The organism is Shinella sp. NM-101, assembly GCF_021401195.1.
Lineage (GTDB): Bacteria > Pseudomonadota > Alphaproteobacteria > Rhizobiales > Rhizobiaceae > Shinella.
The window spans coordinates 409,649-436,336 of record NZ_JACBFT010000004.1; the positions used below are offsets into that span (position 1 = coordinate 409,649).

23 protein-coding genes and 1 pseudogene are annotated in these 26,688 nt (G+C 68.4%); 12 read left to right on the top strand and 12 right to left on the bottom strand.

What is annotated here, in order from left to right; translation table 11 throughout:
* Positions 1-85 precede the first annotated feature (85 nt).
* From L0976_RS11295 to L0976_RS11320, 6 genes are all read left to right on the top strand, one after another.
* A complete protein-coding gene (locus L0976_RS11295; protein ID WP_234187361.1) occupies positions 86-748 on the top strand; it encodes a TetR/AcrR family transcriptional regulator in 663 nt (220 codons plus the stop codon).
* A gap of 215 nt (positions 749-963) precedes the next feature.
* Positions 964-2,217: a sarcosine oxidase subunit beta family protein gene (locus L0976_RS11300; RefSeq protein WP_234187362.1), complete on the top strand. Its 1,254-nt coding sequence runs from the start codon at positions 964-966 to the stop codon at positions 2,215-2,217.
* A gap of 9 nt (positions 2,218-2,226) precedes the next feature.
* Complete coding sequence (locus tag L0976_RS11305) at positions 2,227-2,511, top strand: sarcosine oxidase subunit delta (RefSeq protein ID WP_234187363.1); 285 nt, start codon at positions 2,227-2,229, stop codon at positions 2,509-2,511.
* A complete protein-coding gene (locus L0976_RS11310; protein WP_234187364.1) occupies positions 2,492-5,299 on the top strand; it encodes a 2Fe-2S iron-sulfur cluster-binding protein in 2,808 nt (935 codons plus the stop codon). Before L0976_RS11305 ends, L0976_RS11310 begins: the two co-directional genes overlap by 20 nt.
* The gene (locus L0976_RS11315) at positions 5,292-5,834 is read left to right on the top strand and encodes a sarcosine oxidase subunit gamma family protein (RefSeq protein WP_234187365.1); all 543 of its coding nucleotides are present in this window, start codon (positions 5,292-5,294) and stop codon (positions 5,832-5,834) included. The genes L0976_RS11310 and L0976_RS11315 overlap by 8 nt, the downstream gene beginning before the upstream one ends.
* Positions 5,835-5,901: 67 nt before the next feature.
* Positions 5,902-7,017: a branched-chain amino acid ABC transporter substrate-binding protein gene (locus L0976_RS11320; RefSeq protein ID WP_234187366.1), complete on the top strand. Its 1,116-nt coding sequence runs from the start codon at positions 5,902-5,904 to the stop codon at positions 7,015-7,017.
* An 81-nt stretch (positions 7,018-7,098) separates the two neighbouring features.
* On the opposite strand, the gene L0976_RS11325 is transcribed toward L0976_RS11320, so the two are convergent.
* Both L0976_RS11325 and alr read right to left on the bottom strand, forming a co-directional pair.
* Positions 7,099-8,349, bottom strand: a complete 1,251-nt coding sequence (locus L0976_RS11325) for a D-amino acid dehydrogenase (protein WP_234187367.1) — start codon at positions 8,347-8,349, stop codon at positions 7,099-7,101.
* A 43-nt stretch (positions 8,350-8,392) separates the two neighbouring features.
* Positions 8,393-9,526 (bottom strand): alanine racemase, encoded by a 1,134-nt coding sequence (gene alr / locus L0976_RS11330; protein WP_234187368.1) that lies wholly within the window; start codon positions 9,524-9,526, stop codon positions 8,393-8,395.
* 125 nt (positions 9,527-9,651) lie between these two features.
* Between alr and L0976_RS11335 the strand changes: the two genes are divergently transcribed.
* Positions 9,652-10,125, top strand: a complete 474-nt coding sequence (locus L0976_RS11335) for an Lrp/AsnC family transcriptional regulator (protein ID WP_203320409.1) — start codon at positions 9,652-9,654, stop codon at positions 10,123-10,125.
* A 98-nt stretch (positions 10,126-10,223) separates the two neighbouring features.
* Here L0976_RS11335 and L0976_RS11340 read toward each other — a convergent pair whose 3' ends face one another.
* Complete coding sequence (locus L0976_RS11340; RefSeq protein ID WP_234187369.1) at positions 10,224-10,973, bottom strand: IclR family transcriptional regulator; 750 nt, start codon at positions 10,971-10,973, stop codon at positions 10,224-10,226.
* A gap of 260 nt (positions 10,974-11,233) precedes the next feature.
* On the opposite strand from L0976_RS11340, the gene L0976_RS11345 reads away from it, so the two are divergent.
* Positions 11,234-12,685, top strand: a complete 1,452-nt coding sequence (locus L0976_RS11345; protein ID WP_234187370.1) for an APC family permease — start codon at positions 11,234-11,236, stop codon at positions 12,683-12,685.
* 57 nt (positions 12,686-12,742) lie between these two features.
* Positions 12,743-14,221: an aldehyde dehydrogenase gene (locus L0976_RS11350; RefSeq protein ID WP_234187371.1), complete on the top strand. Its 1,479-nt coding sequence runs from the start codon at positions 12,743-12,745 to the stop codon at positions 14,219-14,221.
* Between the two features lie 321 nt (positions 14,222-14,542).
* On the opposite strand, the gene hpaI is transcribed toward L0976_RS11350, so the two are convergent.
* From hpaI to hpaD (L0976_RS11390), 8 genes are all read right to left on the bottom strand, one after another.
* On the bottom strand, positions 14,543-15,349 hold the full coding sequence (hpaI, locus tag L0976_RS11355; protein ID WP_234187372.1) for a 4-hydroxy-2-oxoheptanedioate aldolase: 807 nt from the start codon (positions 15,347-15,349) through the stop codon (positions 14,543-14,545).
* Positions 15,350-15,357: 8 nt separating this feature from the next.
* Positions 15,358-16,161, bottom strand: a complete 804-nt coding sequence (gene hpaH, locus L0976_RS11360; RefSeq protein ID WP_234187373.1) for a 2-oxo-hept-4-ene-1,7-dioate hydratase — start codon at positions 16,159-16,161, stop codon at positions 15,358-15,360.
* Positions 16,155-17,039 (bottom strand): fumarylacetoacetate hydrolase family protein, encoded by an 885-nt coding sequence (locus tag L0976_RS11365; RefSeq protein WP_233290871.1) that lies wholly within the window; start codon positions 17,037-17,039, stop codon positions 16,155-16,157. The genes hpaH and L0976_RS11365 overlap by 7 nt, the downstream gene beginning before the upstream one ends.
* A gap of 10 nt (positions 17,040-17,049) precedes the next feature.
* Positions 17,050-18,456, bottom strand: a complete 1,407-nt coding sequence (locus L0976_RS11370) for a pyridoxal-dependent decarboxylase (RefSeq protein WP_234187374.1) — start codon at positions 18,454-18,456, stop codon at positions 17,050-17,052.
* A 62-nt stretch (positions 18,457-18,518) separates the two neighbouring features.
* Complete coding sequence (gene hpaD / locus L0976_RS11375) at positions 18,519-19,499, bottom strand: 3,4-dihydroxyphenylacetate 2,3-dioxygenase (protein ID WP_234187375.1); 981 nt, start codon at positions 19,497-19,499, stop codon at positions 18,519-18,521.
* An 86-nt stretch (positions 19,500-19,585) separates the two neighbouring features.
* On the bottom strand, positions 19,586-21,103 hold the full coding sequence (gene hpaE, locus L0976_RS11380) for a 5-carboxymethyl-2-hydroxymuconate semialdehyde dehydrogenase (protein WP_234187376.1): 1,518 nt from the start codon (positions 21,101-21,103) through the stop codon (positions 19,586-19,588).
* 22 nt (positions 21,104-21,125) lie between these two features.
* The gene (locus L0976_RS11385; RefSeq protein WP_234187377.1) at positions 21,126-21,512 is read right to left on the bottom strand and encodes a 5-carboxymethyl-2-hydroxymuconate Delta-isomerase; all 387 of its coding nucleotides are present in this window, start codon (positions 21,510-21,512) and stop codon (positions 21,126-21,128) included.
* Positions 21,513-21,949: 437 nt separating this feature from the next.
* Positions 21,950-22,801 (bottom strand): 3,4-dihydroxyphenylacetate 2,3-dioxygenase, encoded by an 852-nt coding sequence (hpaD, locus tag L0976_RS11390; RefSeq protein WP_234187378.1) that lies wholly within the window; start codon positions 22,799-22,801, stop codon positions 21,950-21,952.
* A gap of 320 nt (positions 22,802-23,121) precedes the next feature.
* On the opposite strand from hpaD (L0976_RS11390), the gene L0976_RS11395 reads away from it, so the two are divergent.
* From L0976_RS11395 to L0976_RS11405, 3 genes are read left to right on the top strand one after another with little or no spacing between them, the layout of a single operon-like run.
* Positions 23,122-24,378 carry a Tm-1-like ATP-binding domain-containing protein gene (locus tag L0976_RS11395; protein WP_203320420.1) on the top strand — a complete coding sequence of 419 codons (1,257 nt, stop codon included), beginning with the start codon at positions 23,122-23,124 and terminating at the stop codon, positions 24,376-24,378.
* On the top strand, positions 24,375-25,076 hold the full coding sequence (locus L0976_RS11400) for an HAD family hydrolase (protein ID WP_234187379.1): 702 nt from the start codon (positions 24,375-24,377) through the stop codon (positions 25,074-25,076). Before L0976_RS11395 ends, L0976_RS11400 begins: the two co-directional genes overlap by 4 nt.
* 11 nt (positions 25,077-25,087) lie before the next feature.
* The gene (locus L0976_RS11405; RefSeq protein ID WP_234187380.1) at positions 25,088-26,443 is read left to right on the top strand and encodes an aspartate aminotransferase family protein; all 1,356 of its coding nucleotides are present in this window, start codon (positions 25,088-25,090) and stop codon (positions 26,441-26,443) included.
* Between the two features lie 126 nt (positions 26,444-26,569).
* On the opposite strand, the pseudogene L0976_RS11410 reads toward L0976_RS11405, so the two are convergent.
* A pseudogene (locus L0976_RS11410) lies at positions 26,570-26,688 on the bottom strand (IS110 family transposase); the annotation flags it as partial.

Consider the following 26,688-nt stretch of genomic DNA (forward strand, 5'->3'; position numbering starts at 1 on the left):
GCCATCCCGCGGTAACGTTACCAGCCTTGCCATCGACGGGTCTTTGCGCAACATGGCGGGGCAGAACCATGCCAAGGGAGACGAGGTGAGCGCAGCAGGGCCTTCCGGGGCGAAACGGGGCGCCGCGCGGCAGGCGGCCAGCCGCATGACGCGCGAAGCCTGGATCAGGGCCGGCGTCGAGGCGCTGGTCGAGGAAAGCATCGGCCATGTCAAGATCCAGGTCATGGCCCGGAAGCTCGGCGTGTCGCGCTCCAGCTTCTACTGGTTCTTCGCGGATCTGCAGGCTTTGCAGCACGAGCTGCTGGAATACTGGCTGCGCAAGAACACCGGCCCGATCATCGAGCGCGCGCTCCTGCCGGCGGCGAGCGTCAACGAGGGCGTCTGCCATATCTTCGAATGCTGGGTGGATCCGGCGCTGTTCGACCCCGGCCTCGACGCCGCCGTGCGTGCCTGGGGCCGGATCGACGCCACCGTGCGCGCCGTCGTCGGCCGGGCGGACGACCAGCGCGTGGACGCCATCGCGCGCATGTTCCAGCGCTACGACTACCCGGCGGAGGAAGCCTTCATCCGCGCGCGCGTGCTCTATTTCACGCAGGTCGGCCACTTCACGCTCGGCATCGGCGACGACCGGGAAAAGCGCCTCGGGCACCTGCGCTCCTATCTCCTGACCTTCACCGGCCGCCCGGCCTCGGACCGCGAGGTGGCGGACTTCAGCGCGGTGATGCGGCGCCTGCTGCCGGACGGCTGATTTCCGTTCATCCCTATACGGACGGTTTCCTTCGCATCTCCGGCGATGTGGAGAAGGGTCGCATGCTTCCCGCGCATCAATGGACATTCGTGTCCAGAGGAGATATGAAATCGTCGGACGGCAGGCGCACGCCTGCCTCAGGGGGAATTCATGGGGAAGAATCCGGCCGTCGCCTGCTTTCCGAGGCGGCTCCGTCCCGCGGAGGATGGATTGCTATGACGCGGCACTATTCGGCGCTTTCGCTCTTCAAGGAAGGGCTTGCCGGCCAGAAGGGCTGGCAGCAGGCATGGCGTTCGCCGCAGCCGAAGCCGCGCTACGACATTCTTGTCATCGGCGGCGGCGGGCATGGGCTGGCGACGGCCTATTATCTCGCCAGGGTCCACAATGTCCGCAATGTCGCGGTCATCGAGAAGGGCTGGCTCGGCGGCGGCAATACGGGGCGCAACACCACGGTCGTGCGTTCCAACTACTTCTTCCCCGAGAGCACGGCGCTCTACGAGATGGCCCTGAAGCTCTACGAGGGGCTCGGCCGCGAGATCAACTACAACATCATGCTGTCCCAGCGCGGCATCATCACGCTCGCCCACAGCGAGGCGGAGATGGAGATGGCGGCGCGCACCGTCAACGCCATGCAGATCAACGGCACGGATGCCGAGCTCTTCGGCATCGATGACGTGCGCCGCGTGCTGCCGCTGCTTAACATGTCGCCGGATGCGCGCCATCCGGTCTTCGGCGGCGTCTGGCAGGGCAGGGCCGGCACGGCGCGGCACGATGCGGTCGCCTGGGGCTATGCGCGGGCCGCCGACCGGCTGGGCGTCGACATCATCCAGTCCTGCGAGGTCGAGGAATTCCTCGTCGAGGGCGGGCGATGCCGCGGCGTGAGGACGAGCCGCGGCGAGATCCGCGCCGAGCGGGTCGGCATGGTCGTCGCCGGCCATTCCTCCCATCTTGCCGCCAAGGCGGGCTTCCGCCTGCCGATCACCGCCTATGCCTTGCAGGCCTGCGTTTCCGAGCCGATCAAGCCGGCGCTCGACACGGTCGTCCTGTCGCCGGCCACGGGCACCTATGCCAGCCAGTCGGACAAGGGCGAGCTCGTCGTCGGCGGCGGCCTCGACCGCGTTCCCTCCTACGGCCAGCGCGGCAACCTGCCGATGCTGGAGACGGTGATCTCGGGGCTGCTCGAAATGTTCCCGAGCTTCCGGCAATTGCGGTTGATGCGGCAATGGGCCGGCATCGTCGACGTCACGCCGGATTCCTCGCCGATCCTCGGCGAAAGCCCGCTGCCCGGCCTCTTCCTCAACTGCGGCTGGGGAACGGGCGGCTTCAAGGCCATCCCCGCGGGCGGCACGCTGCTCGCGCATCTGCTCGCCACCGGCCGGCACCACGACGTCAGCCGCCCCTTCGATCTCGACCGCTTCGCGCGCGGACGGCTGATCGACGAGGCCGCCGGCTCCGGCATCGCGCATTAGGAGGACCGGATGCAGCTTTTCCCATGCCCCTTCTGCGGCCCGCGCAGCGAGAGCGAATTCCACTTCGGCGGCGACGCCGGCAACCGCCGCCCGGAAGGCTTCCGCGACGTGACGGACGGCGAATGGACCGCCTACCTTTACGAGCGCAACAACCCGCGCGGCGCGGCAAGCGAGATCTGGATGCACATGACCTGCGGCGAGGTGTTCCGCATGGAGCGCGACACCGTGCACCACGGCGTTGCGCGCTCCTTCGCACTGGTGGAAGGAGGCGGCGATGACGGCCTGGCGCACTGAGGGCGGCACGGACATCGACAGGACGCGGCCGCTGCGCTTCACCTTCGACGGCAGGACGGTGGCGGGTTTTGCGGGCGACACCGTCGCCTCGGCGCTGCTGGCCGGCGGGATCTCCGTCCTCGGCCGCAGCTTCAAGTATCACCGTCCGCGCGGCCTCTGGGGCGCGGGCGTCGAGGAGCCGAACGCGCTGGTCGCCATCGCGGGCGCCATGCCCAATACGCGCGCAACGCAGGTTCCGGCCGCCGACGGCCTTGCCGTGCGCAGCGTCAATGCCGAGCCGAGCGCCGAGAACGACCGCCGCGCCTTCATCGACGCCTTCGCCCGCTTCATCCCGGCCGCCTTCTACTACAAGACCTTCATGTTCCCCGACTGGCACCTGTTCGAGCCTAGCATCCGGCAGATGGCGGGCCTCGGCACGCTGGATGCCGGCTTGCGCGCGCCGTCCTTCGCCGAGCAGGTCAACCATCATTGCGACGTGCTGGTGGTCGGCGCCGGGCCGTCGGGCCTCCTTGCGGCGCGCAAGGCCCTGCGGGACGGCCGGCGGGTCGTGCTTTGCGACGACGGGCGGCAGGCCGGCGGCAGCCTCCTCCACCGTGCGGCGACCATCGAGGGCAGGCCGGGGGTGGAATGGGCCGCGGATGTCGCGGCGGAACTCGTGGAGGCCGGCGCGCTGGTGCTGACCGGCACCACGGCCTTCGGCATCTACGACCACCGCCTCGTCGGTCTCAGCCAGACGGGCGCGGACGGCGCGCCGGACCGCCTGTGGCGGGTGCGCGCCGGCGCCATCGTGCTCGCCACGGGGGCCATCGAGCGGCCGCTGCCCTTCGGCAACAACGACCTGCCGGGCGTCATGTCCGCCGAGGCCGCGCTCGTCTATCTCAGGCGCTTCGGCGTTGTCGCCGGGCACAAGGTCGTCGTCGCCACCAACAACGGCCTTGCCTACGAGACGGCGGAGGCGCTGGCGAGGGCCGGCGCCGAGGTCACGGTGGTCGATTATCGCCCCGATGCCCCTGTTCCCGCCGGGCTGCGGGTGCTGAAGGGGCTCTCCGTCGTTTCCGCGCGCGGCCGCGGCGCGGTCCGTGCCGTCAGGCTTTCCGACGGCAGCGCGCTGGAGGCGGATGCGGTGCTCGCCTCGGGCGGCTTCACGCCGACCGTGCATCTCTATTGCCAGGCGCAGGGCAGGCTCGACTGGCGCGACGACATTCTCGCCTTCGTGCCGGGCCGGCCGGTGGAGGGCGTCGCGGTCGTAGGCGCTGCCGCGGGCGACTTCGGCCTGCCCGAAGACCTTGCCGACGCCGCGCGCAGCGATTTCGACATCGTCGCCGCCTGGCCGAAGCCGCGGGCGAAGGAGCGGGTCTGGATCGACCTGCAGAACGACGTCACCGCCAAGGACGTCGAGCTCGCCGTCCGCGAGAACTTCGTCTCCGTCGAGCATCTCAAGCGCTACACCACGCTCGGCATGGCGACCGACCAGGGCAAGACCTCGAATGTCAACGGCCTGGCGCTGATGGCCGAGATCACCGGCCGGCGCATTCCCGAGGTGGGCACGACGACCTACCGCCCGCCGTTTACGCCCGTCCCGTTCGCCTCCTTTGCGGGCGCGCGCTCCGGCACGCGCATGAACCCGCTGCGCCGCCTGCCGCTCGAAGGCGAGCATCGGGCGGACGGCGCGGTGTTCCGCGAATATGGCGGCTGGCTGCGCCCGGCCTTCTATGGCGCGGGACCGGAGGATGCGCGCATCCAGGCGGAGGCCGCGGCCGCGCGCACGGGCGTCGCGCTCTTCGACGGCTCGCCGCTCGGCAAGATCGAGGTCATCGGCCCGGATGCCGCGCCCTTCCTCGATTTCATCTACTACAACACCGTCTCGACGCTCGCCCCCGGCCGCTGCCGCTATGGTTTCATCCTCACCGAGGCGGGCAATATCTACGACGACGGCGTGCTGGTGCGGCTCCACGACAACCGCTTCGTCGTCTCCTGCTCCTCCTCCCATGTCGCGGGCGTGCACGCGCTGCTGGAGGAGTGGCGGCAGGACCGGTTCGACCGGTGCCGCGTCTTCGTCCACAATGCGACCGCCGAGATGGCGACGCTGACGGTGACCGGCCCGCGCGCGCCCGCGCTCCTCGCCGCGACCGGCCTCGACGCCGCGCTCGACGATGCCGTCCTGCCGCACATGGCGGTCGTTTCCGGGGCCTTCGAGGGCGTGCCGGTGCGGATCGCCCGCGTCAGCTTCACCGGCGAGCGATCCTACGAGATCTCCGTCCCGGCCGACCATGCGGCCGCGCTCTGGTTGCGGCTGCGGCGGGCGGGCGAGGTTTTCGGGGCGACGCTGCTCGGCCTGGAAGCGCTGATGATCCTGCGCGCGGAAAAGGGCTATGTCGTCATCGGCAAGGACACCGACGGCACGAGCCGGCCGATGGATTTCGGCCTCACGGCGCCGCTGCAAAGGAAGACGGCCGAATTCATCGGCCGCCGCTCGCTGATCACCGAGGATGCCGCGCGGGACGACCGGCGGCAGTTCGTCGGGCTGGAGGCGGTGGACGGCCAGGGCATGCTGCCGACCGGCGCGCACGGTATCGAGCGCCATGCGGGCGGGCTGCGCAGCACCGGCTATGTCACGTCGAGCTATTTCAGCCCCGCGCTCCAGCGGCCGATCGCGCTCGGCCTCATCGAGCGCGGCCATGCGCGCATGGGCGAGGTCATCGAATTGCAGCATCTCAAGGCGGTGCGGCGCGCGCAGATCGTCGCCCCTTGCGCCTTCGATCCGGAAGGAGGCCGTCTCCATGCTTGACAATTCCCGCAAGTGGCGGCCGGAGCCGGACTGGGCGCGCGCGGTGCTCGCCGCGCCTTCCCTTTCCGTGCGCGCCGTCGCCGGCCTGCCGCAGCGCCTCGTCAGCGGCGACATCGGCGGCTTTCTCGCGCGATACGGCCTCGGCAGCGATGTCGGCGCGCTGGGGCTCGCCTCCGGCGGGCGCTATGCGGTGCGCATGGCGCGCGACCGGCTGCTCGCGGTCGGCATGACGGCAGAGGACTGCGCCGATGGATGGCACGTCGAGGGCTACGGCGTGACGACGGTCGGCGCGGGCCTGCGCGTGCTCGAAGCGCGCGGGCCGGGGGTGCGCGACCTTATCGCGCGGGCGACGACGATCGATCCCGCCGATCCCGGCCCCTGTGCCGCCTTGCAGTTTTGCGGCATGACATGCAGTGTCTATTTCCACGGGGACCTGCAGACATTGCGCATCCACGTCGACCGGGGTCTTGCCGCCTATCTCTGGGAGTGGCTCGAATGCCAGCCGCTCCTTTCGGGCGGGACCGTCGGCGCCTGAGGAGAACGATCCGGTTTCGGAAACGGCGACCCGCGATGGTGCGGGCGCAAAAGGGGAGTTGAGACATATGAAAAGCATCCTGATCATCGGCACGGCCCTCGGCCTTCTGATGGGCACGGCCGCCCGGGCGGAGGACCTCACCATCGCCGTGGCCGGCCCCATGACCGGGCCGCTGGCCACGATCGGCGACCAGTTCAAGCAGGGCGCGCAGGCAGCCGCCGACGCCATCAACGGCAAGGGCGGCGTGCTCGGCCGCCAGATCAAGCTGCAGTTCGAGGACGACCAGTGCGACCCGAAGCAGGCCGTCTCGGTGGCCAACCGCATCACGGCCGCCGGCATCGGCTTCGTCGACGGCCATGCCTGCTCGGGATCGAGCATCCCGGCCTCGGCGGTCTATGCCGAAAACGGCACGCTGATGATGAGCCCGGCCTCCTCCAACCCGGTCATGACGGACGCCGCCGCCGCCAAGGGCTGGACCAACATCATGCGCCTCTACACCCGCGACGACGCGCAGGGCGCCTTCATCGGCCCGTGGATCGCCAAGCAGTATGCCGGCAAGAACGTCGCCGTCCTGCATGACAAGACGGCCTACGGCCAGGGCGTCGCCGATGCGGTGCGCGCCACGATGAACGAGAACGGCCTCAAGGAAGTCCTCGCCGAGGGCATCAATGCCGGCGAGAAGGACTACAACGCCCTGGTGACCAAGCTGAAGGACGCCAAGGTCGATGTCGTCTATTTCGGCGGCTACCACCCGGAAGCCGGCCTCATGCTGCGCCAGGCGGCCGAGCAGAACTACAAGTTCCAGCTCATCATGCCCGACTCCATCGCCTCGCCGGAATTCTGGCAGGTCGCGGGCCCGGCCGGCGAGGGCACGCTGTTCGTCTTCCCGTCCGATCCGCAGGCCAAGCCCGAGGCGAAGGAAGCCGTCGAGAAGATCCAGTCCGGCGGCTTCAAGCCGGAAGGCTTCACGCTCTTCTCCTATGCCGTGATCCAGGCCTTCGCGCAGGGCATCGAGCGCGCCGGCTCGGACGATCCGACCAAGGTCGCCGAGGCGCTGAAGAACGGCCAGCCGATCGACACCGTCGTCGGCACCGTCACCTTCGACGAGAAGGGCGACCTCAAGGACGCCAGCTACGACATCAACCGCTGGAACAACGGCGCCTACGCGCCGATCGCGCAGTAAAGCCTCAAGACAGCAAAGGGCGGGAACCTCGGTTCCCGCCCTTGCCACGTATGGAGCGGCCGCTAGGCCGCCTTTTCGTTTTCAGGCGTAGCGCGCGACGGCGAGGTCGGTGGCGTTGATCTCGGGCTTGCGGCCGGAGACGAGGTCGGCGATGACGCGGGCCGAGCCCGAGCTCATCGTCCAGCCGAGCGTGCCGTGGCCGGTGTTGAGGAAGAGGCCGGCGATCTTCGTCGGGCCGATGACCGGCGTGCCGTCGGGCGTCATCGGGCGCAGGCCCGACCAGAAGCTCGCCTTCGACACGTCGCCGCCGGGGAAGAGATCGGTGACCGAGTGCTGCAGCGTGAGGCGGCGCGGCTCGCCGAGATCGTTGGTGTAGCCGGAGATCTCCGCCATGCCGCCGACGCGGATGCGGTCCCCGAGGCGGGTGATGGCGATCTTGAAGGTCTCGTCCATCACGGTCGATTCCGGGGCGCGCGAGGCGTCGGTGATCGGGATCGTCAGCGAATAGCCCTTGACCGGATAGACCGGCAGGCGGATGCCGTGCGGGCGCACGAGGAGCGGCGAGAAGCTGCCGAGCGCCACGACCACGGCGTCGGCCTGGAGCCGGCCATGCGCGGTGACGACGCCGGTGACGCGCCCGCCTTCGACGTCCAGCCCGCGGATGATGCTGCCGTAGTTGAAGGTGACGCCGAGTTCGGCGGCCTTGGCCGCCAGCGCATTGGAGAACTTGAAGCAGTCGCCGGTCTCGTCCTTCGGCGTCAGCAGGCCGCCGACGATCTTCTCGCGCACATGCGCGAGCGCCGGTTCGACGCGGATGCAGCCCTCGGGGTCGAGCACCTCGTAGGGGATGCCGTCGGCGGCGAGCGCCTTGACGTCCTTGGCCGAGGCGTCGAGCTGCGCCTGCGTGCGGAAGAGCTGCAGCGTGCCCTGCATGCGCTCGTCATAGGCGATGCCGGTCTCCTCGCGCAGCGCGGCGATGGAGACGCGGCTGTAGTCGGCAAGGCGCAGCATGCGGCTCTTGTTGATCGCATAGCGCTCGGAGGTGCAGTTGCGTAGCATCTGCGCCATCCAGCGCAGCATCGCCATGTCCACCTTGGGGCGCAGGATCAGCGGGGCGTGTTCCATGAACAGCCACTTCATCGCCTTCATCGGGATGCCCGGCGCGGCCCAGGGCGAGCAGTAGCCGAAGGAGACCTCGCCGGCATTGGCGAAGCTGGTCTCCAGCGCGGGGCCGGGCTGGCGGTCGACGACCGTGACCTCGTGCCCCGCCCTGGCAAGCTGGTAGGCCGACGTGACGCCGACGATGCCGGCGCCGAGAACGATGACTTTCATGGGTTCCTCACTTGCAGAAAAGGCGTGGCGGGCAGCGCGTGTCCTAGCGGTACTGCCGCTCGTATCGATGGCCGAGACCGGTCAGGATCTCGTAGGCGATGGTGCCGGCGTCGCGGGCGACATCCTCCAGCGTCTGGTGCGGGCCGAGCACCTCCACGAGGCTGCCGAGCTTGAGGCGGCCTTCGGGCAGGGCGGAGACGTCGATGGTGATGCTGTCCATCGAGACGCGCCCGACGATGGGCAGGCGCACGCCGTCGCAATAGACCGCGCCGCGGTCCGAAAGGCTGCGCGGCAGGCCGTCCGCATAGCCGGCGGCGATGGTGGCAAGGCGGGTCGGGCCGGTCGCGACATGGCTGCCGCCGTAGCCGATGCGCGTGCCGGCCGGCACCGTGCGCGTCTGCACCACGGCGACGTCGAGCTTTACGACGGGCTCCATCGGGTTTGCCCGGCCGGCCGTCGGCGCGCCGCCATAGAGCGCGATGCCGGGGCGGGCGAGCACGCCGTGATAGGCCTTGCCGAGGAAGATGCCGCCGGAATTGGCGAAGCAGACGGGAAACTGCGGGAATTGCGCCGAAACGCGCGCCATCTCGGCGCTCTGCTCGCCGTTCTGCGCGCTGTCGGCATCGTCGGCGCAGGCGAGGTGGCTCATGACGAAGAGCACGTCGATGCCGCTGTCGCCGCTCACCAGTTCGGCCAGCGCCGCCCGCTCTTCCGGCGGCACGCCGAGCCGCGACATGCCGGTGTCGAACTGCAGGACGGCCGGCAGCCGGCGGGCGAGCGTCCGGGCGGCATCCGCCCATTGCCGCCACTGCTCCAGCGAATTGATCACGGGCACGATGCCCTCGCGGGCGCAGGCCAGCTCGTTGCCGGGCTGGAGGCCGTTCAGCACGAAGACCGTGGCGTCGGCGGCCAGCAGCGGGCGCAGGCGCAGCGCCTCGACGAACTGCGCGACGAAGAAGTGGCGGCAGCCATGGGCATGGAGGCGTTCGGCGACCCGGGCGGCGCCGAGCCCGTAGGCATCGGCCTTGACGACGGCCGCCGCGCGCGCCGGCGCGACCTCGGCGGCAAGCCGCTCGTAGTTGCGGGCAAGGGCGGCAAGGTCGATGGCGAGATAGCCCGAGGCACCGCCCGTCGCGCCCGCCTCGCCCTGCCGCATCGTCTTCGTCACGCCGTCCATGCCCTGCCTCCCGGTTTCGGCGGAGCCTAGTGAAACGATTGTGAAATTGCCGACGAAACAGCGCTTGATTGTTGCGCGTGGCCATGATTTTTGAACGAAACGACGAATCTTTGGAACGATCTGCAATGACGGCGCTGGACGCGATAGACCGGAACATCCTGCGGCTTCTCCGGCTCGATGCGCGCATGAGCAATGCGCGGCTCGCCGCCGAGGTGGGCCTGTCGCCGTCGGCCTGCCTTCGGCGCATCAAGCTGATGGAGCAGGCGGGCGTCATCCGCGGCTATACGGCGCTGGTGGATGCCTCCAACGCCGAATCGACCATCGCCGTCATCATCAACATCACGCTGGAGCGGCAGACGGAGGATCACCTCGACCGCTTCGAGGCGGCGGTGCGCAAGCACCCGGAAATCCGCGAATGCTTCCTGATGACGGGCGGCTCGGACTACCTGCTGCGCGTCGAGGTCGCCAATGCCGGCGAGTTCGAGCGCATCCACAAGGAGATCCTGTCGGCCATGCCGGGGGTCTCGCGGATCCATTCGAGCTTCGCGATCCGCAACGTGCTGGCGACCAAGCCGCGGGGGCGGACGAAGCGAGGCTAGAGCATTTCCGCTTTTCCTCGAATCGCGAAAACGCTCTATCCTTTTGTTTCTACGCAATTGCGGACGCAAAACGGCTGCGCACTTTTGCTGGAATTGCTCTAGCGCTTCGTCCCGTAATATTTCTCCGCGATGCCGCGGGCGGCAGCGGCCGCGCCGGCGCCGATGTCGAGCATCCGCGCCGTGTCCGCCCGTGCCGTCGGCGCGGCAACGGCGATGGCCCCGACCGGCCTGCCGTTCGGCGCGATGATCGGGGCGGCGGCGCTGATCACGCCCATCTCGAAGCCCTGGTGGCTGATCGAGAAGCCGCGCTCCGCCGTCTCCGCCAGGATGGCGCGCACCGCCTTCGCATCGGTGATCGTCTGCGGCGAGAAGCGCTCCAGCGGCTGCGCCAGCACGCGGTCGATCTCGCCTTCCGGCAGGAAGGCGAGGAAGGCGAGGCCCGAGGCGGTGGCGTGGAAGGGCAGGGCCGCGCCGAGATCGACGATCACCCGGTGGGCCTGCGATGAATCCTCCACATGGATGGTGGCAAGGCGCCCGCCGGCAAATTCGGACAGATGCACCGTCTCGCCGGTCTCCTCCGCCAGCGCCCTGACGAAAGGCGCGGCCACCGCGGCGAAGGGAAAGCGCGCCTGCCGGATGCGGGCAAGGCGCACCGGGGCCGCGCCCAGCCGGTACCTGCGCGTCTCGGCGTCCTGCTCCACGAAGCCCTGCCGTTCGAGCTCCACCAGGAAGCGCCGCGCCGTCGCCTTGTCGAGCGCGGACAGGCGCGCGAGGTCGCTGAGGCCGGTATCCCTGTCGAGCCGGGAGATGAGGTCGAGGAGGGCGAGGGCCTTGCCGATGGTGCTCATTTGTTTCTTCCGTCTTCCGTTACGCCCGCCGCAACCGGATTTCCGGCGCGGGCCCCGTCGCTTTCGTCCTCCCATGCCGCATCGAGATACTTAACATGAGAAATAACTTGACGGCGAAGCTGGCTTTTGCAAGTCTATTATTAAAATAATGGTTCAAATAATGAACCGCAAGCGGATTATGCAGTGGGAACCGCCGTGGCAGTCGCGCGGCGTCAGGAGAGCGGCGGCCGCGGGCCGGCCGTCAGGATGGGAGCAAGATCATGACCAGTGAAACCGTGTCGCCCGGCGGCGCGAACCAGTTGCGCAAGAACAGCCTCGGCGTCGGGGCGGTGACATTCCTCGTCGTCTCGGCCGCGGCGCCGCTCACGGCGGTGGCCGGCGGCGTGCCGCTGTCGATGATGCTCGGCAACGGGCCGGGCATTCCGCTGACCTTCGCCTTCGTGACGACGGTGCTGCTGCTCTTCGCCGTCGGCTATGTCGCCATGGCCCGGCACATCAGCAATGCCGGCGCCTTCTATGCCTATACGGCGCAGGGCCTCGGCGGGCTTGCCGGCGGGGCCGCGGCGCTCGTGGCGATCCTTGCCTACAATGCCATGCAGATCGGCGTCTTCGGCCTCTTCGGCGCGGCAACGGCCGGCTTCTTCGCCGGCTACGGCATCGACCTGCCCTGGTGGGCCTGGACCTTCGCCGGCATCGCCGTCGTCGCGGTGTTCGGCTATCGCCGGGTGGACTTCTCCGCCCGCGTGCTCGCCGTGCTGGTGGTCCTCGAATATCTCGTCGTGCTGGTCATCGACGCGGCGATCCTCGTCAAGGGCGGCGACAGCGGCCTTTCCGCCGCGCCCTTCACGCCCACCGCCTTCTTCAGCGGCACGCCGGCCATCGGCATCCTCTTCTGCTTTGCCGCCTTCATCGGCTTCGAGGCGACGACCATCTACAGCGAGGAGGCCCGCGAGCCCGCCAAGACCGTGCCGCGCGCCACCTACATTTCCGTGCTGATCATCGGCCTCTTCTACATGCTGACCTCCTGGCTGATGGTCAACGGCGCGGGCGTCGACAAGCTGGTGCCGGAAATCCAGGGCCTTGCCGATCCGACAACCTTCCTCTTCGGCCTTGCCGAGCGCTATGTCGGCGGCGGCATCACCACGGTCATGGGCGTCCTCTTCATCACCAGCCTGTTTGCCGGCGTGGTCGCCTTCCACAACGGCGTGGCGCGCTATCTCTACGTCGCCGGCCGCGAAGGCCTGCTGCCGAGGGCGCTCGGCGTCACCCATCCGGTCTTCCAGAGCCCGCATGCCGGCTCGCTCGTGCAGACGGTGATCGCCGTCCTCGTCGTCGCGCTCTTCGCCGCCACGGGGCAGGATCCGGTGCTCGCGCTGTTCTCCTGGCTCACCAATGTCGGCACGCTGGCGATCATCCTCCTGATGGCGCTGACCGCCTTCTCCATCGTCGCCTTCTTCAGCCGCAATCCCGGCCTTGAGGGCAACAAGCTGGTGACGACCGTGCTGCCGGTGCTGACGGGGCTGATCCTTCTCGCGCTGGTGTTCTATATTGCCACCAACTTCGGCGCGCTCGCCGGGGCGGAAGGGGCGCTTGCCGTGTTCCTGCCCGGCCTCGTCGTGATCGCCGCGGTCGTCGGCCTCTTCTGCGCCATGCGCCTGAAGGCGGGCGATGCCGGCGCCTTCGCGCGGCTCGGCCTCGGCCGTGAAGTCTGAGCAATGCCGAACGGACGGCGCGCTGCGGCGCGTCGTCCCTCCTTCCAGGGAAAGACGATGCAGGAAAAGATCGAAGCGCTCCGAAACATCCCCGTCACCCCCCGGTCGCTGTTCATCGACGGCGGGTGGAGCGAGGCCGCGGACGAGGCGGTGCTGGAGGTCGTCTCGCCCATCGACGGGCGCAGGCTGACGACCATCGCCGATGCCGGCGCGGCGGATGTCGACCGTGCCGTCAGGGCCGCCCGCGCCGCCTTCGAAAAGGGTCGCTGGTCGAAGGCCGCGCCCGCCGAGCGCAGGAAGGTGCTCGTGCGGATCGCCGAACTGATCGAGAAGCATGCGCTGGAGCTTGCCGTGCTCGGCGTGCGCGACAACGGCACGGAAATCGCCATGGCGCTGAAGGCCGAGCCCGGCAGCGCCGCCGGCAGCTTCCGCTACTATGCCGAGGCCATCGACAAGGTCTATGGCGAGATCGCCCCGACGGCGGGCGATATTCTCGGCCTCGTCCATCGCGAGCCGGTCGGCGTCGTCGGCGCCATCGTGCCGTGGAACTTCCCCTTGATGATCGGCGCCTGGAAGATCGCGCCGGCGCTCGCGGCCGGCAATTCCGTCGTGCTGAAGCCGGCGGAGGTCGCCTCCCTCTCGCTGCTGCGCCTTGCCGAACTCTGCGCCGAGGCGGGCCTGCCGGAGGGTGTCCTCAATGTCGTCACCGGCCGCGGGGCCGTGACGGGCGAGGCCATGGGCCTGCATCCCGACATCGACGTCATCGTCTTCACCGGCTCGGGCCCGGTCGGACGGCGGCTTCTCGAATATTCCGCGCGCTCCAACCTCAAGCGCGTCTATCTCGAACTCGGCGGCAAGTCGCCCAACGTCGTCTTCGCCGACGCGCCCGACCTCGACAAGGCGGCCAGGATCTCGGCCTACGGCATCTTCCGCAATTCCGGCCAGGTCTGCGTGGCGGGCTCGCGCCTCCTCGTCGAACGGTCCATCGCCGAGGAATTCTCCGCGAAAGTCGCGGGCATCGCCGCGGCCATGAAGGTCGGCGATCCCTTGCTGCTGACCACCGAGGCCGGCGCCGTTTCCAGCGAGGCCCAGCTCGCCAAGGACCTCGGCTTTGCCGAACAGGCGCTCTCCGAAGGCGCGAGGCTGCGCACCGGCGGCCGGCGCATCCTCGCCGAGACCGGCGGCTTCTACATGGAGCCGACCGTCTTCGACGTCACGCCCGGCATGACGCTCGCCCGCGAGGAGGTGTTCGGCCCGATCCTGTCGATCATCCCCTTCGACGGCGAGGCGGAGGCGCTGCGCATCGCCAACGCCACCGACTACGGCCTCGCCTCCGCCGTCTGGACCTCCAATCTCTCGCGGGCGCACCGCATGGTGCGCGGCATCCGCGCGGGCGTGGTGCATGTCAACACCTATGGCGGGGCGGACAACACCGTGCCGCTCGGCGGCGTGCGCCAGTCCGGCAACGGCCATGACAAGTCGCTGCATGCGCTGGACAAATATGTCGACCTGAAGACGGCGTGGATCCAGCTCTAGAGCAATTCCAGCAAAAGTGCGCAGCGGTTTTGCGTCCGGAATTGCGTAGAAACAAAAGGATAGAGCGTTTTCGCGATTCGAAGAAAAGCGGAAATGCTCTAGGCGCGCGCGGCAGGGGGCACGGGGCAGGGCGGTCACCGCACTCCCCTTCTCCCCTCGGGGAGAAGGCGCCGGCAGGCGGATGAGGGGGATGCCGCAGGCAAGGACGCCGGCATTTTAGCCCGGAGCCGCCCCCTCATCCGACCCTTCGGGCCACCTTCTCCCCGAGGGGAGAAGGGAGGGCGGCACCGGCTTGCCCCAGGGCCGTCCCGACAGGCGGCGTCAGTAGACCTTCGCGCCCTCGGGCGCCTTCGCCGGCTCGGCGGCCCTGAAGTCGGCCAGCAGTTTCGTCGTCGCGTTGGCGAGCAGCGTCACGTCGTTGCCGATGGCGACGAAGGTGGCGCCGAGGTCGAGGTAGCGTTTGGCAAGACCGAGATCGCCGGTGAGGATGCCGGCCGCCTTGCCGTGCGCGCGGATCCTCGCCAGCGCCTTCTCCACCTCGGCCTGCACTTGCGGCGCGCCGGGCCGGCCGAGGAAGCCCATGTCGGCGGCGAGGTCGGCCGGGCCGATGAAGACGCCGTCGACGCCCTCCGTGCCGGCGATGGCGTCGAGCGCGTCGAGGCCGGCGCGGCTTTCCACCTGCAGCAGCAGGCAGATTTCGTCATTGGCGGTCTGGAGGTAGTCCGCCGTGCGGTTGAAGGCCGAGGCGCGCGCGAGCGCCGCGCCGACGCCGCGTACGCCATGGGGCGGGTAGCGCACGGCCTTGACCATCGCCTGCGCCATCGCTCCGCTGTCGACCATGGGGACCAGCAGCGTCTGCGCGCCGATGTCGAGAAGCTGCTTGACGATCCAGGTCTCGCCGATCGGCGGGCGGATGACGGCATGGCTTGCCGAGCCCTTCATCGCCTGGAGCTGGGAGACGAGCAGCGGCACGTCGTTCGGCGCGTGCTCGGCATCGAGCAGCAGCCAGTCGTAGCCCGCCTCCGCGCAGATCTCGACCGTGTAGGGATTGGCGAGCGCCTGCCAGAGGCCGATCTGCGCGCGACCCTCCTTCAGCGCCTGCTTGAAGCGGTTTTTCGGGGCGGGCATGGCAACTCCTATGCGAAGAACAGGCTGACCGAGCCGTAAGGCCCGAAATCGCCGACGATGGTGTCGCCGTGGCGCGCTTCGACCGGGCGGACGAAGGAGCCGGCGAGCACGATCTGGCCCGCCTCGATGCCGTCGCCATACTGCGCGAGGCGGTTGGCGAGCCAGGCGACGCCGCGGGCCGGCTGGTTGAGCACGCCGGCGCCGAGGCCGGTTTCCTCCACCTCCGCATTGCGGCTGACGATGGCGCCCATCCAGCGCATGTCGATTGCATCGGGCCTCACGGCCCGCCCGCCCGTGACGATGCCGGCATTGGCGGCGTTGTCGGCGATGGTGTCGGCGATGGTGCGCGCCTTCTTCGTCTCGGGATCGACGCGCAGGATGCGCGTGTCGAGGATTTCCAGCGCAGGCGTCACGTAGTCGGTGGCGTTCAGCACGTCGAAGACGGTGACGCCGGGGCCCTTCAGCGGCGCCTTCATGACGAAGGCGATCTCGGCCTCGACGCGCGGCTGGATGAAGCGGTCGGCCGGCACGCACGCGCCGTCCGCAAAGAGCATGTCGTCGAAGAGCACGCCGGAATCGGGGATGTCGATGTTCAGCGCATATTGCATCGCCTTGGAGGTGAGGCCGATCTTCCAGCCGATCACCCGGCGCCCGTCGGCGATCTTCTTGCGCACCCAGGCGCCCTGGATCGCATAGGCCTCGTCCATGGTGATGCCGGGATGTTTCAGCGAGAGAAGGCCGGTCTGGTTGCGGCTGCGCTCGGCGTCGTCGAGGCTCGTTACGGCGGCGCGGATGTCGTCTGGCGTCAGCATGATCGGGAAACCTCGTCGGCGATGGTGTTGCGAAGAAGGCCGATGCCCTCGGCCTCGACCTCCACCACGTCGCCCGGCTTCAGCCAGACCGGCGGGTCGAAGCGCGCGCCCGCGCCCGTCGGCGTGCCGCAGACGATGACGTCGCCCGGCGTGAGCGTCGTGAAGGTGGAGATGTAATTGATGATCCTGCGGAAGGAGAAGATCATGCGGCTTGTGCGGTCGCTCTGGCGCACCTCGCCGTTGACGCGGGTCTCCAGCGCCACGTCGGCAAGCTGGCTTTCGTCGGTGAACGGCACGAGCCACGGGCCGATCGAGCCGGTCGCGTCGAAATTCTTGCCCTGCGTGACGTTGAACTTGGCGTGGCGCACCCAGTCGCGGATCGTGCCTTCGTTGCAGAGCGTGAGGGCGGCGACATGGCTGAGCGCATCGGCCTGCGCGATCCGCCGCCCGCCCTTGCCGATGACGATGGCGATCTCGCCCTCGTAGTCGAGCTGCGGGCTTTCCGGCGGGCGGATCAGCGGCCGGCCGTGGCCGGTGAAGGAGCGCGGGAAGCGGATGAACAGCGAGGGGTTGGCGGGCGCGGCCTGGCCGTCCTTGTATTCCTCGTTGCGGTCGGGGAAGTTGACGCCGACGCAGATGATCTTCTCCGGCGCGGGGATCGGGATCTCGTAGACGATGTCGGAGAGCGCGTGGTCGGCGGCAAGCCCCGCCGCTTCCTCGGCCAGCGTCGAAAGGGCACCCGCCGCGATCACCTCGCGCAGGCTCGGCCAGCGCGCACCGTGGCGGGCCGAGAGGTCGACGATGCCGTCTTCCCTGACGAGGCCGTATTTCAGGACGCCCTGATGGGAAAAGCCGGCGAGGCGGGGCCGTTCGGTCACGGTGGTCTCCTTACGTCAGTCTGCGGGCGATCCCGGTGATCACCGTGAAGGCGGTATCGGCGTCGTCGCGGGTCATCTCGAACTGGCCCGCCTGGAAGCGGATGGCGATGCGGCCGTCGACGCGGGTCTGGGTGAGGTAGATGCGGCCGTCGTCGTTGATGGCGTTGACGAGGGCGATGTTGTGCCGGTCGCCGTCCTCGCCGCCCGTGTGGCGGAAGGAGAAGAGCGAGAGCACCGGCTCGCTGACGATCTCGAAGTCCGGTTCGGCGGCCAGCCGCGCGGCCAGCTCGCGCGACCATGCAACATGGTTGCGGATCATCGTGCGCAGCCCTTCGAGGCCGTGGTAGCGCATCAGGAACCACAGTTTCAGCGCGCGGAAGCGGCGGCCGAGCGGCACGGACCATTCGGAATAGTTGACGATGCCGTCATGGCCGTGGGTCTTGAGATATTCCGGCTGGATGGCGAGGGTGCGCACCTGGTCCTCGGGGCTCCTGATGAACTGCACCGAGCAGTCGAAATTGGCGCCGAGCCATTTGTGCGGGTTGAAGACGATGGAATCGGCCGCCTCGATGCCGTCCCAGAGCGTGCGGAATTCCGGGCAGATCATCGCCGAGCCCGCCCAGGCCGCATCGACATGGAGGTAGAGCCCATGCGCCTTTGCAACCGCCGCGACGTCGCGGATCGGGTCGCAGGCGCCGATGGAGGTGCCGCCGGTGCAGGCGATGACGCCGGCCGGGATGTGGCCCGCCGCAAGGTCCGCCCTGATGGCGGCGTCGAGCGCCTCGGGGTCCATGCCGTAGAGCGGGCCTTTCGTCGGGATGCGCACGAGGTTCGCCTCGCCGATGCCCGATATCCAGATCGCCCGGTCGATGGAGGTGTGCACCTGTTTCGAGGCATAGACGCGCACGGCCCCGTGCGCCGCCAGCCCCTCGCTGTTGCCCTTCCAGGAAAGCGCCTTCTCGCGCATGACGAGCACGGCGGCGAGCGTGGCGGTGGAGGCGGAATCCTGGATGACGCCGGAAAAGCCCTCCGGCAGGCCGAGCGCCCGGCGCAGCCAGCCGACCACGCGGGTCTCCAGCTCCGTCGCCGCCGGCGAGGTCTGCCAGAGCATGCACTGGGCGGCGACTGTCGTCACGAGATACTCCGCGATGACGGAGACGGGCGCGGCATTGGCCGGGAAATAGGCGAAGAAGCGCGGATGCTGCCAGTGGGTGAGCCCGTCGGGGACGATCCGCTCGAAATCGGAAAAGATCGTCTCCATGGCCTCGCCGGTCTCCGGGGCGGCATCGGCGATCTGCCTGAAGATGTCGCCCGGCCTCGTCTGCGCGCGCACCGGCCGCGCGCGCAGAGTCGCCCGATAGTCGGCGCCCCAGTCGGCGGCGGTTCGTGACCAGTGGCGGAATTCATCGCTGTCCATGTCCTGCTCCCTCGAAGGCCTCGCGCTGTTCTCGGCGCTCGGCCGGCGATTTGCAATGCCCGTCAGGGCGCGATGATCGGCTGGGCCTTGAGCTGCGGTTCCAGGACGTCGGTGCCGGCGAAGAGGCTGCCGTGCTCGAACCAGGATCGCGGCGCCGCCGCGCCCCACAGCGTCTGGCGCTGCGGGTCCTTGAGGTCCCACTTGATGGGTTCGAGGTCCGGGTCCACCGTCTGGTAGTCCGAGCAGTAGATCTCGATGCGGTGGCCGTCCGGGTCGAGGATGTAGAGGAAGAAGGCGTTGGAGATGCCGTGGCGGCCGGGGCCGCGCTCGATGTTGGAGACCCAGCCGGTCGTCGCCATCAGGTCGAGCAGGTCGATGATGTTGAGCGGCGTCGGCACCCAGAAGGCGGTGTGGTGCAGGCGCGGGCCGCGGCCGTTGGTGAAGGCGATGTCGTGCACGCCGCCCTTGCGGTGCGTCCAGGCGGCCCAGAGCCTGCCGCTCTCCTCGTCCTCGGTGTACTCCGTCACGCGGAAGCCGAGCTCGTTGTAGAAGGCGACGGAGGCGTCGACATCGGGCGAGAAGCAGTTGAAATGGTCGATGCGCAGCGGCTTCACGCCGCGATAGAGCGCGTATTTCTGGTGGATCGGCGGCAGGCGGTCCATCCTGGTGTAGAATTCCAGGGGAATGCCGTGCGGATCGCGCGTGCGGAAGGTGCGGCCCTGGTAGGGGCGCTCGACCCAGTCCACCGGCAGGCCCTTGCCCTTGAAGAAATGCACGGCCCTGTCGAGGTCCTCGTCATCGAAGACCTTGAAGCCGAGGTCGCGGGCTTCGGGCCTGTCGCATTTCCGGAGCACGATGCAATGGTGGCCTCGCTCCTCCATGGCGCGCAGATAGATCGTGTCGGCCGTCTCGTCCGTCACCTGCAGGCCGAGCGTATCGACATAGAAGGCGCGGGACCTGGCAAGGTCGGTGACGCCGAATTCGACATGGCTGAGGCGCACGATGTTGAAGGGCGGGTAGAGATTGGGCTGGGGTACGGGCATGGGGTCCTCCTCAAGCCCGCCTCGGCAGGCGAGGGCGGGCGCGGTCTGCGGTGGGCGGGGTCAGCCGCCGGGTTTCGGGCCGGCGGCTAGCCGCCGAGTTTCGCAATGGCGTGGGCGCGGGTGGCAAAGGCGATGTTCTTCGTCTCCATGTAGAAGTCGAAGGACCAGTCGCCGCCGTCGCGGCCGATGCCGGAATTCTTGACGCCGCCGAACGGCGTCGGCAGGTGGCGCACATTCTCCGAATTCACCCAGATCATGCCTGCCTCCAGATGGTCGGTGAAGCGGAAGGCGCGGGTGACGTCCGATGTCCAGAGATAGCCGGTGAGGCCGTACTGGACGTCGTTGGCGAGCGACAGGGCCTCCGCCTCGTCCCTGAACGGAATGGCCGTCAGCACCGGGCCGAAGATCTCCTCCTGCGCGACGCGCATGGCGTTGGTCGCGCCGGTGAAGAGCGTCGGGGAGACGTAGCATCCGCCGCCGGGGCCGGCGAACTTCTCGCCGCCCGCCGCGACCGTCGCGCCTTCCGCCCTGGCGATGGCGATGTATTCCAGCACCTTCTTCTCGTGCACCGGATGGATCAGCGGGCCGACGACGGTTTCCGGATCGAGCGGATGGCCGACCCTGATGCGCTTCGCCTTCTCGGCGACGAGGCCGGTGAAGCGGTCATGGATGCTCTCCTCCACCAGGAGGCGCGAGGAGGAGGTGCAGCGCTCGCCGTTCAGCGAATAGATCATGAAGACGGCGGCGTCGGCGGCGCGTTCGAGGTCCGCATCGGCGAAGACGACGACGGGGTTCTTGCCGCCGAGTTCGAAATGCACGCGCTTCAGCGTGTCGGCGCCCTGCTTCATGATCATCGAGCCGGTGCGGCTTTCGCCGACGAAGCCGATGGCCTTGATCAGCGGGTGCTCGGTCAGCGCCTTGCCGGCATCCTCGCCGAAGCCGTTGACGAGGTTCCAGACGCCCTTCGGCAGGCCGGCCTCCTCGGCGATCTCGACCAGCAGGCGCGCCGTCAGCGGCGAGAACTCGGCCGGCTTGTGGACGATGGTGCAGCCGGCGGCAAGCGCAGGCGCGATCTTCCACGTCGAGAGCATGAAGGGCGTGTTCCACGGCGTGATGATGCCGACCGGGCCGATCGGCACGCGGGTCGTCATGTTGACCTGGCCTTCGGCGCGCAGCGTCCTGCCGTCGCGGGCCTCGGGCGCGCGGTCGGCGAAGAAGCGGAAGTTCTCCGCCCCGCGCAGCGCGGCCTTGGCCATGAAGCGCAGCGACTGCCCCGTGTCCATGCATTCGACGAAGGCGATCTCCTCGGCACGCGCGACGATGGCGTCGGCGATCCTGTGCAGCAGCTTCCTGCGCGCATCGCCCGGCATGGCGGCCCAGTCGGCGAAGGCGGCCTTGGCGGCCCTGGCGGCGCGGTCGATGTCGGCGGCCGCGCCTCTGGCGACGGTGGCGAGCGGCTTCAGGTCGACCGGGGAGATGGTCTCGAAGGTCGCGCCATCGGCGGCCGGCACGTCCTCGCCGGCGATGCGGTTGAGGACGCCCTCCTGCTTGAAGCGGGCAAGGTAGGCCTCGGCCCGCGTGATGTTTTCCTGAAGTTTCGACATGATGCTTTCCCGGGGATTTCGGTTACCTGGCGCGCAGGCGCGGATGGATGGCGTTCTTCTTCCAGCTCAATTCCGCGTCGATCTCGCGGATTTCGAGCGACAGCGCGAAATGCGGCGTCTCGAAGAGGGGGGCGAGCAGCCGGCCGGCCGTCGCAAACAGCGCCTCGCCGGTGCGCTTCTTCTCCTCACCGCTGCGGCCCTTGCCGATGCGCAGGTTGAGGTCGATGAAGGCGTTCTCCGGCAGGCGATCGGCAATGGCGTAATGATCGGCCCGAAGCGCGCGAACCCTGACGGCGCCGACCTCGAAGAGGCCGGTCTCCAGCACGGTCTCCAGGAGCGCCGCGCAAAGCGCATCGAGATCGGTGCGGCCTTCGAGATTGGCCGAATATTCCACGGTCAGATGCGGCATCGTTCCTCCCGGTCCGCGATTTTGATTAACATGTTAAAGAAATGATGCGGCGTGTCAAGGGGGCTTTGGCGGGCGCCTGTGCCGGCTGGCGCCCTGATTGCAGGGGGACGATGATAGTCGTTTGTTTTTCCTTTGCAATTTTCACGCAGTGGATGCCACGCCCCTCACCCGTGCTGCCGGCCACCTTCTCCCCGCCGGCGGGGCGAAGGGGATATGCCGCACCGGTTTTCTCAAGCAATACCCGCTCATGGGGCGCGTCCCCTCGGCCCGCTTGCGGGGCAGGGCCATGGCATATGGAACTGGACGTCGCCGTTCTTCCCTTCTCCCCAGCGGGGGAGAAGGGGATGGGGCAACGATTTCCTTCTATGCGATGGCCCTCGCCTGCGGAGAGAGGGGGCAGGGCCAAGGGCGAGGGTGTCCTTTCCGTCGGCCGTGGCTCACGCCGCCAGCGGAAACACCGCGTTGACCTGTCCCGTGCCCGAGGAGGTGAAATAGTCCGTCAGGATCTCCGCCCTGCCGTCATAGCCGTCGCCGCCGAGTGCGCCGAACAGCATGGCGGTGTCGTGCATGAAGCCCTCGCCGTGGCAGAGCCTCGAATAGAGCGGCAGCATCTTGACGAATTCCTCGTTGCGGCCGGCGCGCCAGAGGTCCAGCACGCGCAGGTCCACCTGCCGGTAGAACTCGTTGGAAATGGTGTGGATGCCGGCGGGGGCGGCGTTGTTGTCGTGGATGCGGTGGGAGAGCGAGCCGCTGGCGAGGATCGCGGCGTTGCAGCCGCCTTCCTCGATGGCCCGGCGCACGGCCCTGCCGATGCGGAAGCTCTCCTCCATTTCGTGCCAGGGGCACCAGGCGGCGATGGAGAGCACGCGGAACCGGCCGTCGGCGTTGATGTAGCGCATCGGCACCAGCGTGCCGTATTCCGGCTCCAGCGTATCGACATGGTGCGCCATCATGCGGATGCCCTCCGCCGAGACGAGCCGGGCGATCTCGTCGCCGAGATCGGGCGCGCCGCGATAGTCGTATGCGAGGTCCTGGATGAAGTGGGGGAACTCGTTGCTGGTATAGATGCCGGCATACCGTTCGCGCGCGTTGATGTGATAGGCCGTGTTGACCAGCCAGTGCGTGTCGAAGACGACGATCGTGTCGACGCCGAGCGCATCGCAGCGCCGGCCGATTTCCGTCAGCCCGTCGATCGCCGGCTGCCGGCAGCCGTGATGGGGGCCGGGCATCTCGGATATGAACATGGACGGGACATGCGTGATCTTTGCGGCAAGCGACAGTTTTCCCATGGCCTTCTCCTCCTCTAGCCGGGCGGGTCCTTCCCTGCGGCGCAGGATAGCGGGGGTGCCGCGGCGAACGTTGATCCAGATCAAATAATAAACATGTTAAATAAAATCGGTTGGTGCCCTGACGGTTCAACATATGAACCAAGGCTTCAAATATAGACTTGCAATGCGTCGCGCTTCCTGCCAGATTAATTCGCATGTTAAGTAATATCTGCCCGCGGGGCGCCGGAGGAGGCGTTGCGGGCGGATGGCGGGCTTGACGCGGGGCGTTCCTGGTGAACGCTTTGGCAGGCCCGTCCCCGCAAACGAGGAGGATACGGTCGATGAGCGCAAGCGCCCGTCTGCCCCGGATACTGGTGATCGGCACCGGCGACACCAAGAGCGAAGAGCTGCTGTTCATGGCCGAGGTCATCGGCAGGGCGGGCGGCCTGCCCGTGATGGTCGATGTCAGCATCCTCGGCGATGCGCCCTATGTGCCCGACCATTCCAAGCATGACGTGGCCGCCGCCGGCGGCACCACCATCGCCGAAATCCTCGAAAGCGGCGACGAGAATTCCGCCATGGCGGCGATGGCGCGCGGCGCGGTGGCGCTGGTGCGGGATCTCTGCGCGGCCGGCGCGGTGGACGGCATGATCGCGCTCGGCGGTTCGCTCGGCACCGATCTTGCGCTCGACGTCGCCGCCGTCCTGCCGCTCGGCGTGCCGAAATTCATCGTCTCCACCATCGCCTATTCCCATCTCCTGCCGCCGGAGCGCATCGCGCCCGACCTGATGATGATCCTGTGGGCCGGCGGGCTCTACGGGCTGAACCCGATCTGCCGGGCGGTGCTGTCGCAGGCCTCGGGCGCCGTCGTCGGCGCGGCGAAGGCGGTCGAGAAGCCCGGCGGCGAGCGGCCGCTGATCGGCATGACCTCGCTCGGCTCCTCCTGCCTCAAATACATGAAGGTGCTGAAGCCTGAACTGGAGCGGCGCGGTTACGACGTCGCCGTCTTCCATTCCACCGGCATGGGCGGGCGGGCCTACGAGGCCGTCGCCGCGCGCGGCGAATTCGCCGCCGTCTTCGATTTCTGCATCCAGGAGGTCACCAATGCGGAAAACGGCTCGGTCGTCACGTCGGGGCCGGACCGCATGGAAAATGCCGGCCGCGCCGGCATTCCGCAGCTCATCGCCCCCGGCGCCGTCGACATGGTGGACATGCCGGCCTGGCAGGAAACGCCCGCGCGCTTCGCCGACCGGCCCTACCATGCCCACAACCGGCTGATCGCCTCCGTCACCGTCTCGCCGGAGCAGCGCCGCGCGGTGGCGCATGTCGTGGCGGCGCGGATGGCGGCGGCGAGCGCCCCCGTCGCCTTCCTCCTGCCGGTCGGGGGGCTGCAGGAATGGGACCGGGAGGGCGAGCCGCTGCACGAGCCCGAGGCGCTCGACGCCTTCCTTTCGGAAATGCGCAGGGCCGTGCCGCCGTCGGTCGCCTTCACGGAGGTCGCCGCGCATATCAACGCCCCGGAATTCGCCCTCAAGGCGCTGGAGGTCTTCGACCGCTGGGTCGACGAGGGCATCGTCGAAAGGGGTCGCATCGCATGACGGGCGCATTTCCAGGAAAAGTGGGGGCCGGTTTTCCGTCCGGACATGCGGAAAACCAAAAAGCGCTCATCCTCGATTTCGGCGGCGTCGTCACCCGCACGCTGTTCGAGACGCACGACATCACCGAGCGGGCGCTGGGGCTTCCGGCCGGCACGCTCACCTGGCGCGGGCCGTTCGATCCGTCCACCGATCCGCTCTGGGTCTCGATGCAGGCGCGCGAGATCACCGAGCGCGACTACTGGATGACCCGCACCCGCGAGGTCGGCGCGCTCATCGGCGAGGACTGGGCGGACATGAAGACCTTCGTGCAGCGCGCGCGGGGGGCGGACGGCGAGCTCGTGCTGCGTCCGCAGGCGCGCGATGCGGTTCTGAAGGCGAAGGCCGCGGGCCTCAGGCTTGCCATCCTTTCCAACGAACTCGACCTCTTCTACGGCGCCGCGTTCCGCAAGCGCTTCCCGCTGATCGACCTCTTCGACATCATCGTCGACGCCACCTATACCGGGATCCTGAAGCCCGATCCGCGCGCCTACGAGCAGGTGCTCGCCGAACTCGGTCTCGACCGGGCGGACTGCGTCTTCGTCGACGACCAGAAGAAGAACATAGAGGGGGCACAGGCCGTCAACCTCCCCCATGTGCATTTCGACGTGACCCGGCCTGCCGAAAGCTATGCGCAGGCGCTGAAAATGCTTGGAATTTGAAAGGAAATCCCATGCGCGATTCCAATTTCCTCATCGAGAACAACGCCCGCCATCTCTGGCATCCCATGGCGCATCCGGCCGAGATGCAGGCCAAGCCCCCGCGCATCATCAATGCGGGCGAGGGCGTCGAGGTGGTGGACATCGAGGGCCGCAAGGTGCTGGACGCCGTCGGGGGCCTGTGGAACGTCAATCTCGGCTATTCCTGCGAGCCGGTGAAGCAGGCGATCCGCGACCAGCTCGACGCGCTGCCCTACTATTCCACCTTCCGCGGCACCACCAATTCGCCGCTGATCGAGCTCTCCTACGAGCTTGCCGAATTCTTCAGGGAGGACGGGCTGACCCGCGCCTTCTTCACCTCCGGCGGTTCGGATTCCGTCGAGACGGCGCTGCGTCTTGCCCGCCAGTTCCACAAGATCAACGGCCAGCCGGAGCGCACCAAGTTCGTGGCCCTGAAGAAGGGCTACCACGGCACGCATTTCGGCGGCGCCTCGGTCAACGGCAATGCCAATTTCCGCCGCAACTACGAGCCGCTGCTGCCGGGCGTCTTCCATCTCGCCGCGCCCTATCCCTACCGCAATCCCTTCAACACGGCCGATCCGGCGGAAATCGCGCAGGCGATCGCCCGCCAGTTCGAGGACGAGATCGCCTTCCAGGGCGCCGACACCATCGCCGCCTTCATCATGGAGCCGGTGCTGGGCGCGGGCGGCGTGATCGTGCCGCACGAGACCTTCATGCCGCTGATGCACGCCATCTGCGACCGGCATGGCATCCTGCTCATCGCCGACGAGGTGATCACCGCCTTCGGCCGCACCGGCGCCTGGACCGGCTCGCGCGGCGTCGGCGTCAAGCCGGACATGATGACCACCGCCAAGGCCATCACCAACGGCTATTTCCCCTTCGGCGCGGTGATGATCTCCGACCGGGTGGCCGGCGTCTTCGAGAGCAACAGGGATGGCCTGGGCGCCATCGGCCACGGCTACACCTATTCCGGCCATCCGGTCGGCGCCGCCGCCGCCCTTGCGACGCTCAAGGAAACCGCGAAGGCCGACACCGCCGCCAATGCCGCCGCCCGCGGCATTGAGCTCATGGCGGGCCTCGAAGGGCTGAAGGCGAAGCACGACCTCGTCGGCGACGTGCGCGGCAAGGGCCTGATGGCCGCGCTGGAGCTCGTCTCCGACCGCGCCACGAAGAGCGCCGCCGCCAAGGACGTGGTGCAGAAGGTCTACGACACCGCCTACGAGTCGGGCGTCATGGTCCGCACCTCCGGCGCCAATGTCATCCTCTCGCCCCCGCTCGTCATCACCGCCGCCGACGTGCGGAAGATCGTCTCGGCGCTCGACGCCGGGCTTTCGGCGGTTGCGGGGTGAGGGCGATGCACGCTATTGCCGGTCCTGCCCGCCACCTTGGCGGCGAGGGCAGGGCTGTCGCACATGGCATGGTCCCGTCCCGGCTCCTTCCCTTCTCCCCGGCGGGGAGAACGACTGTCTTGTGAGTCAAGCGCTTTGCCATGGTTTTCCGTCCCGGATGATGGCGTTGAGGATGGTGAGGAGCTTTCGCATGGTCGCGACGATGGCGACGATCTTCGGCTTTCCGGCAGCAACGAGACGGTCGC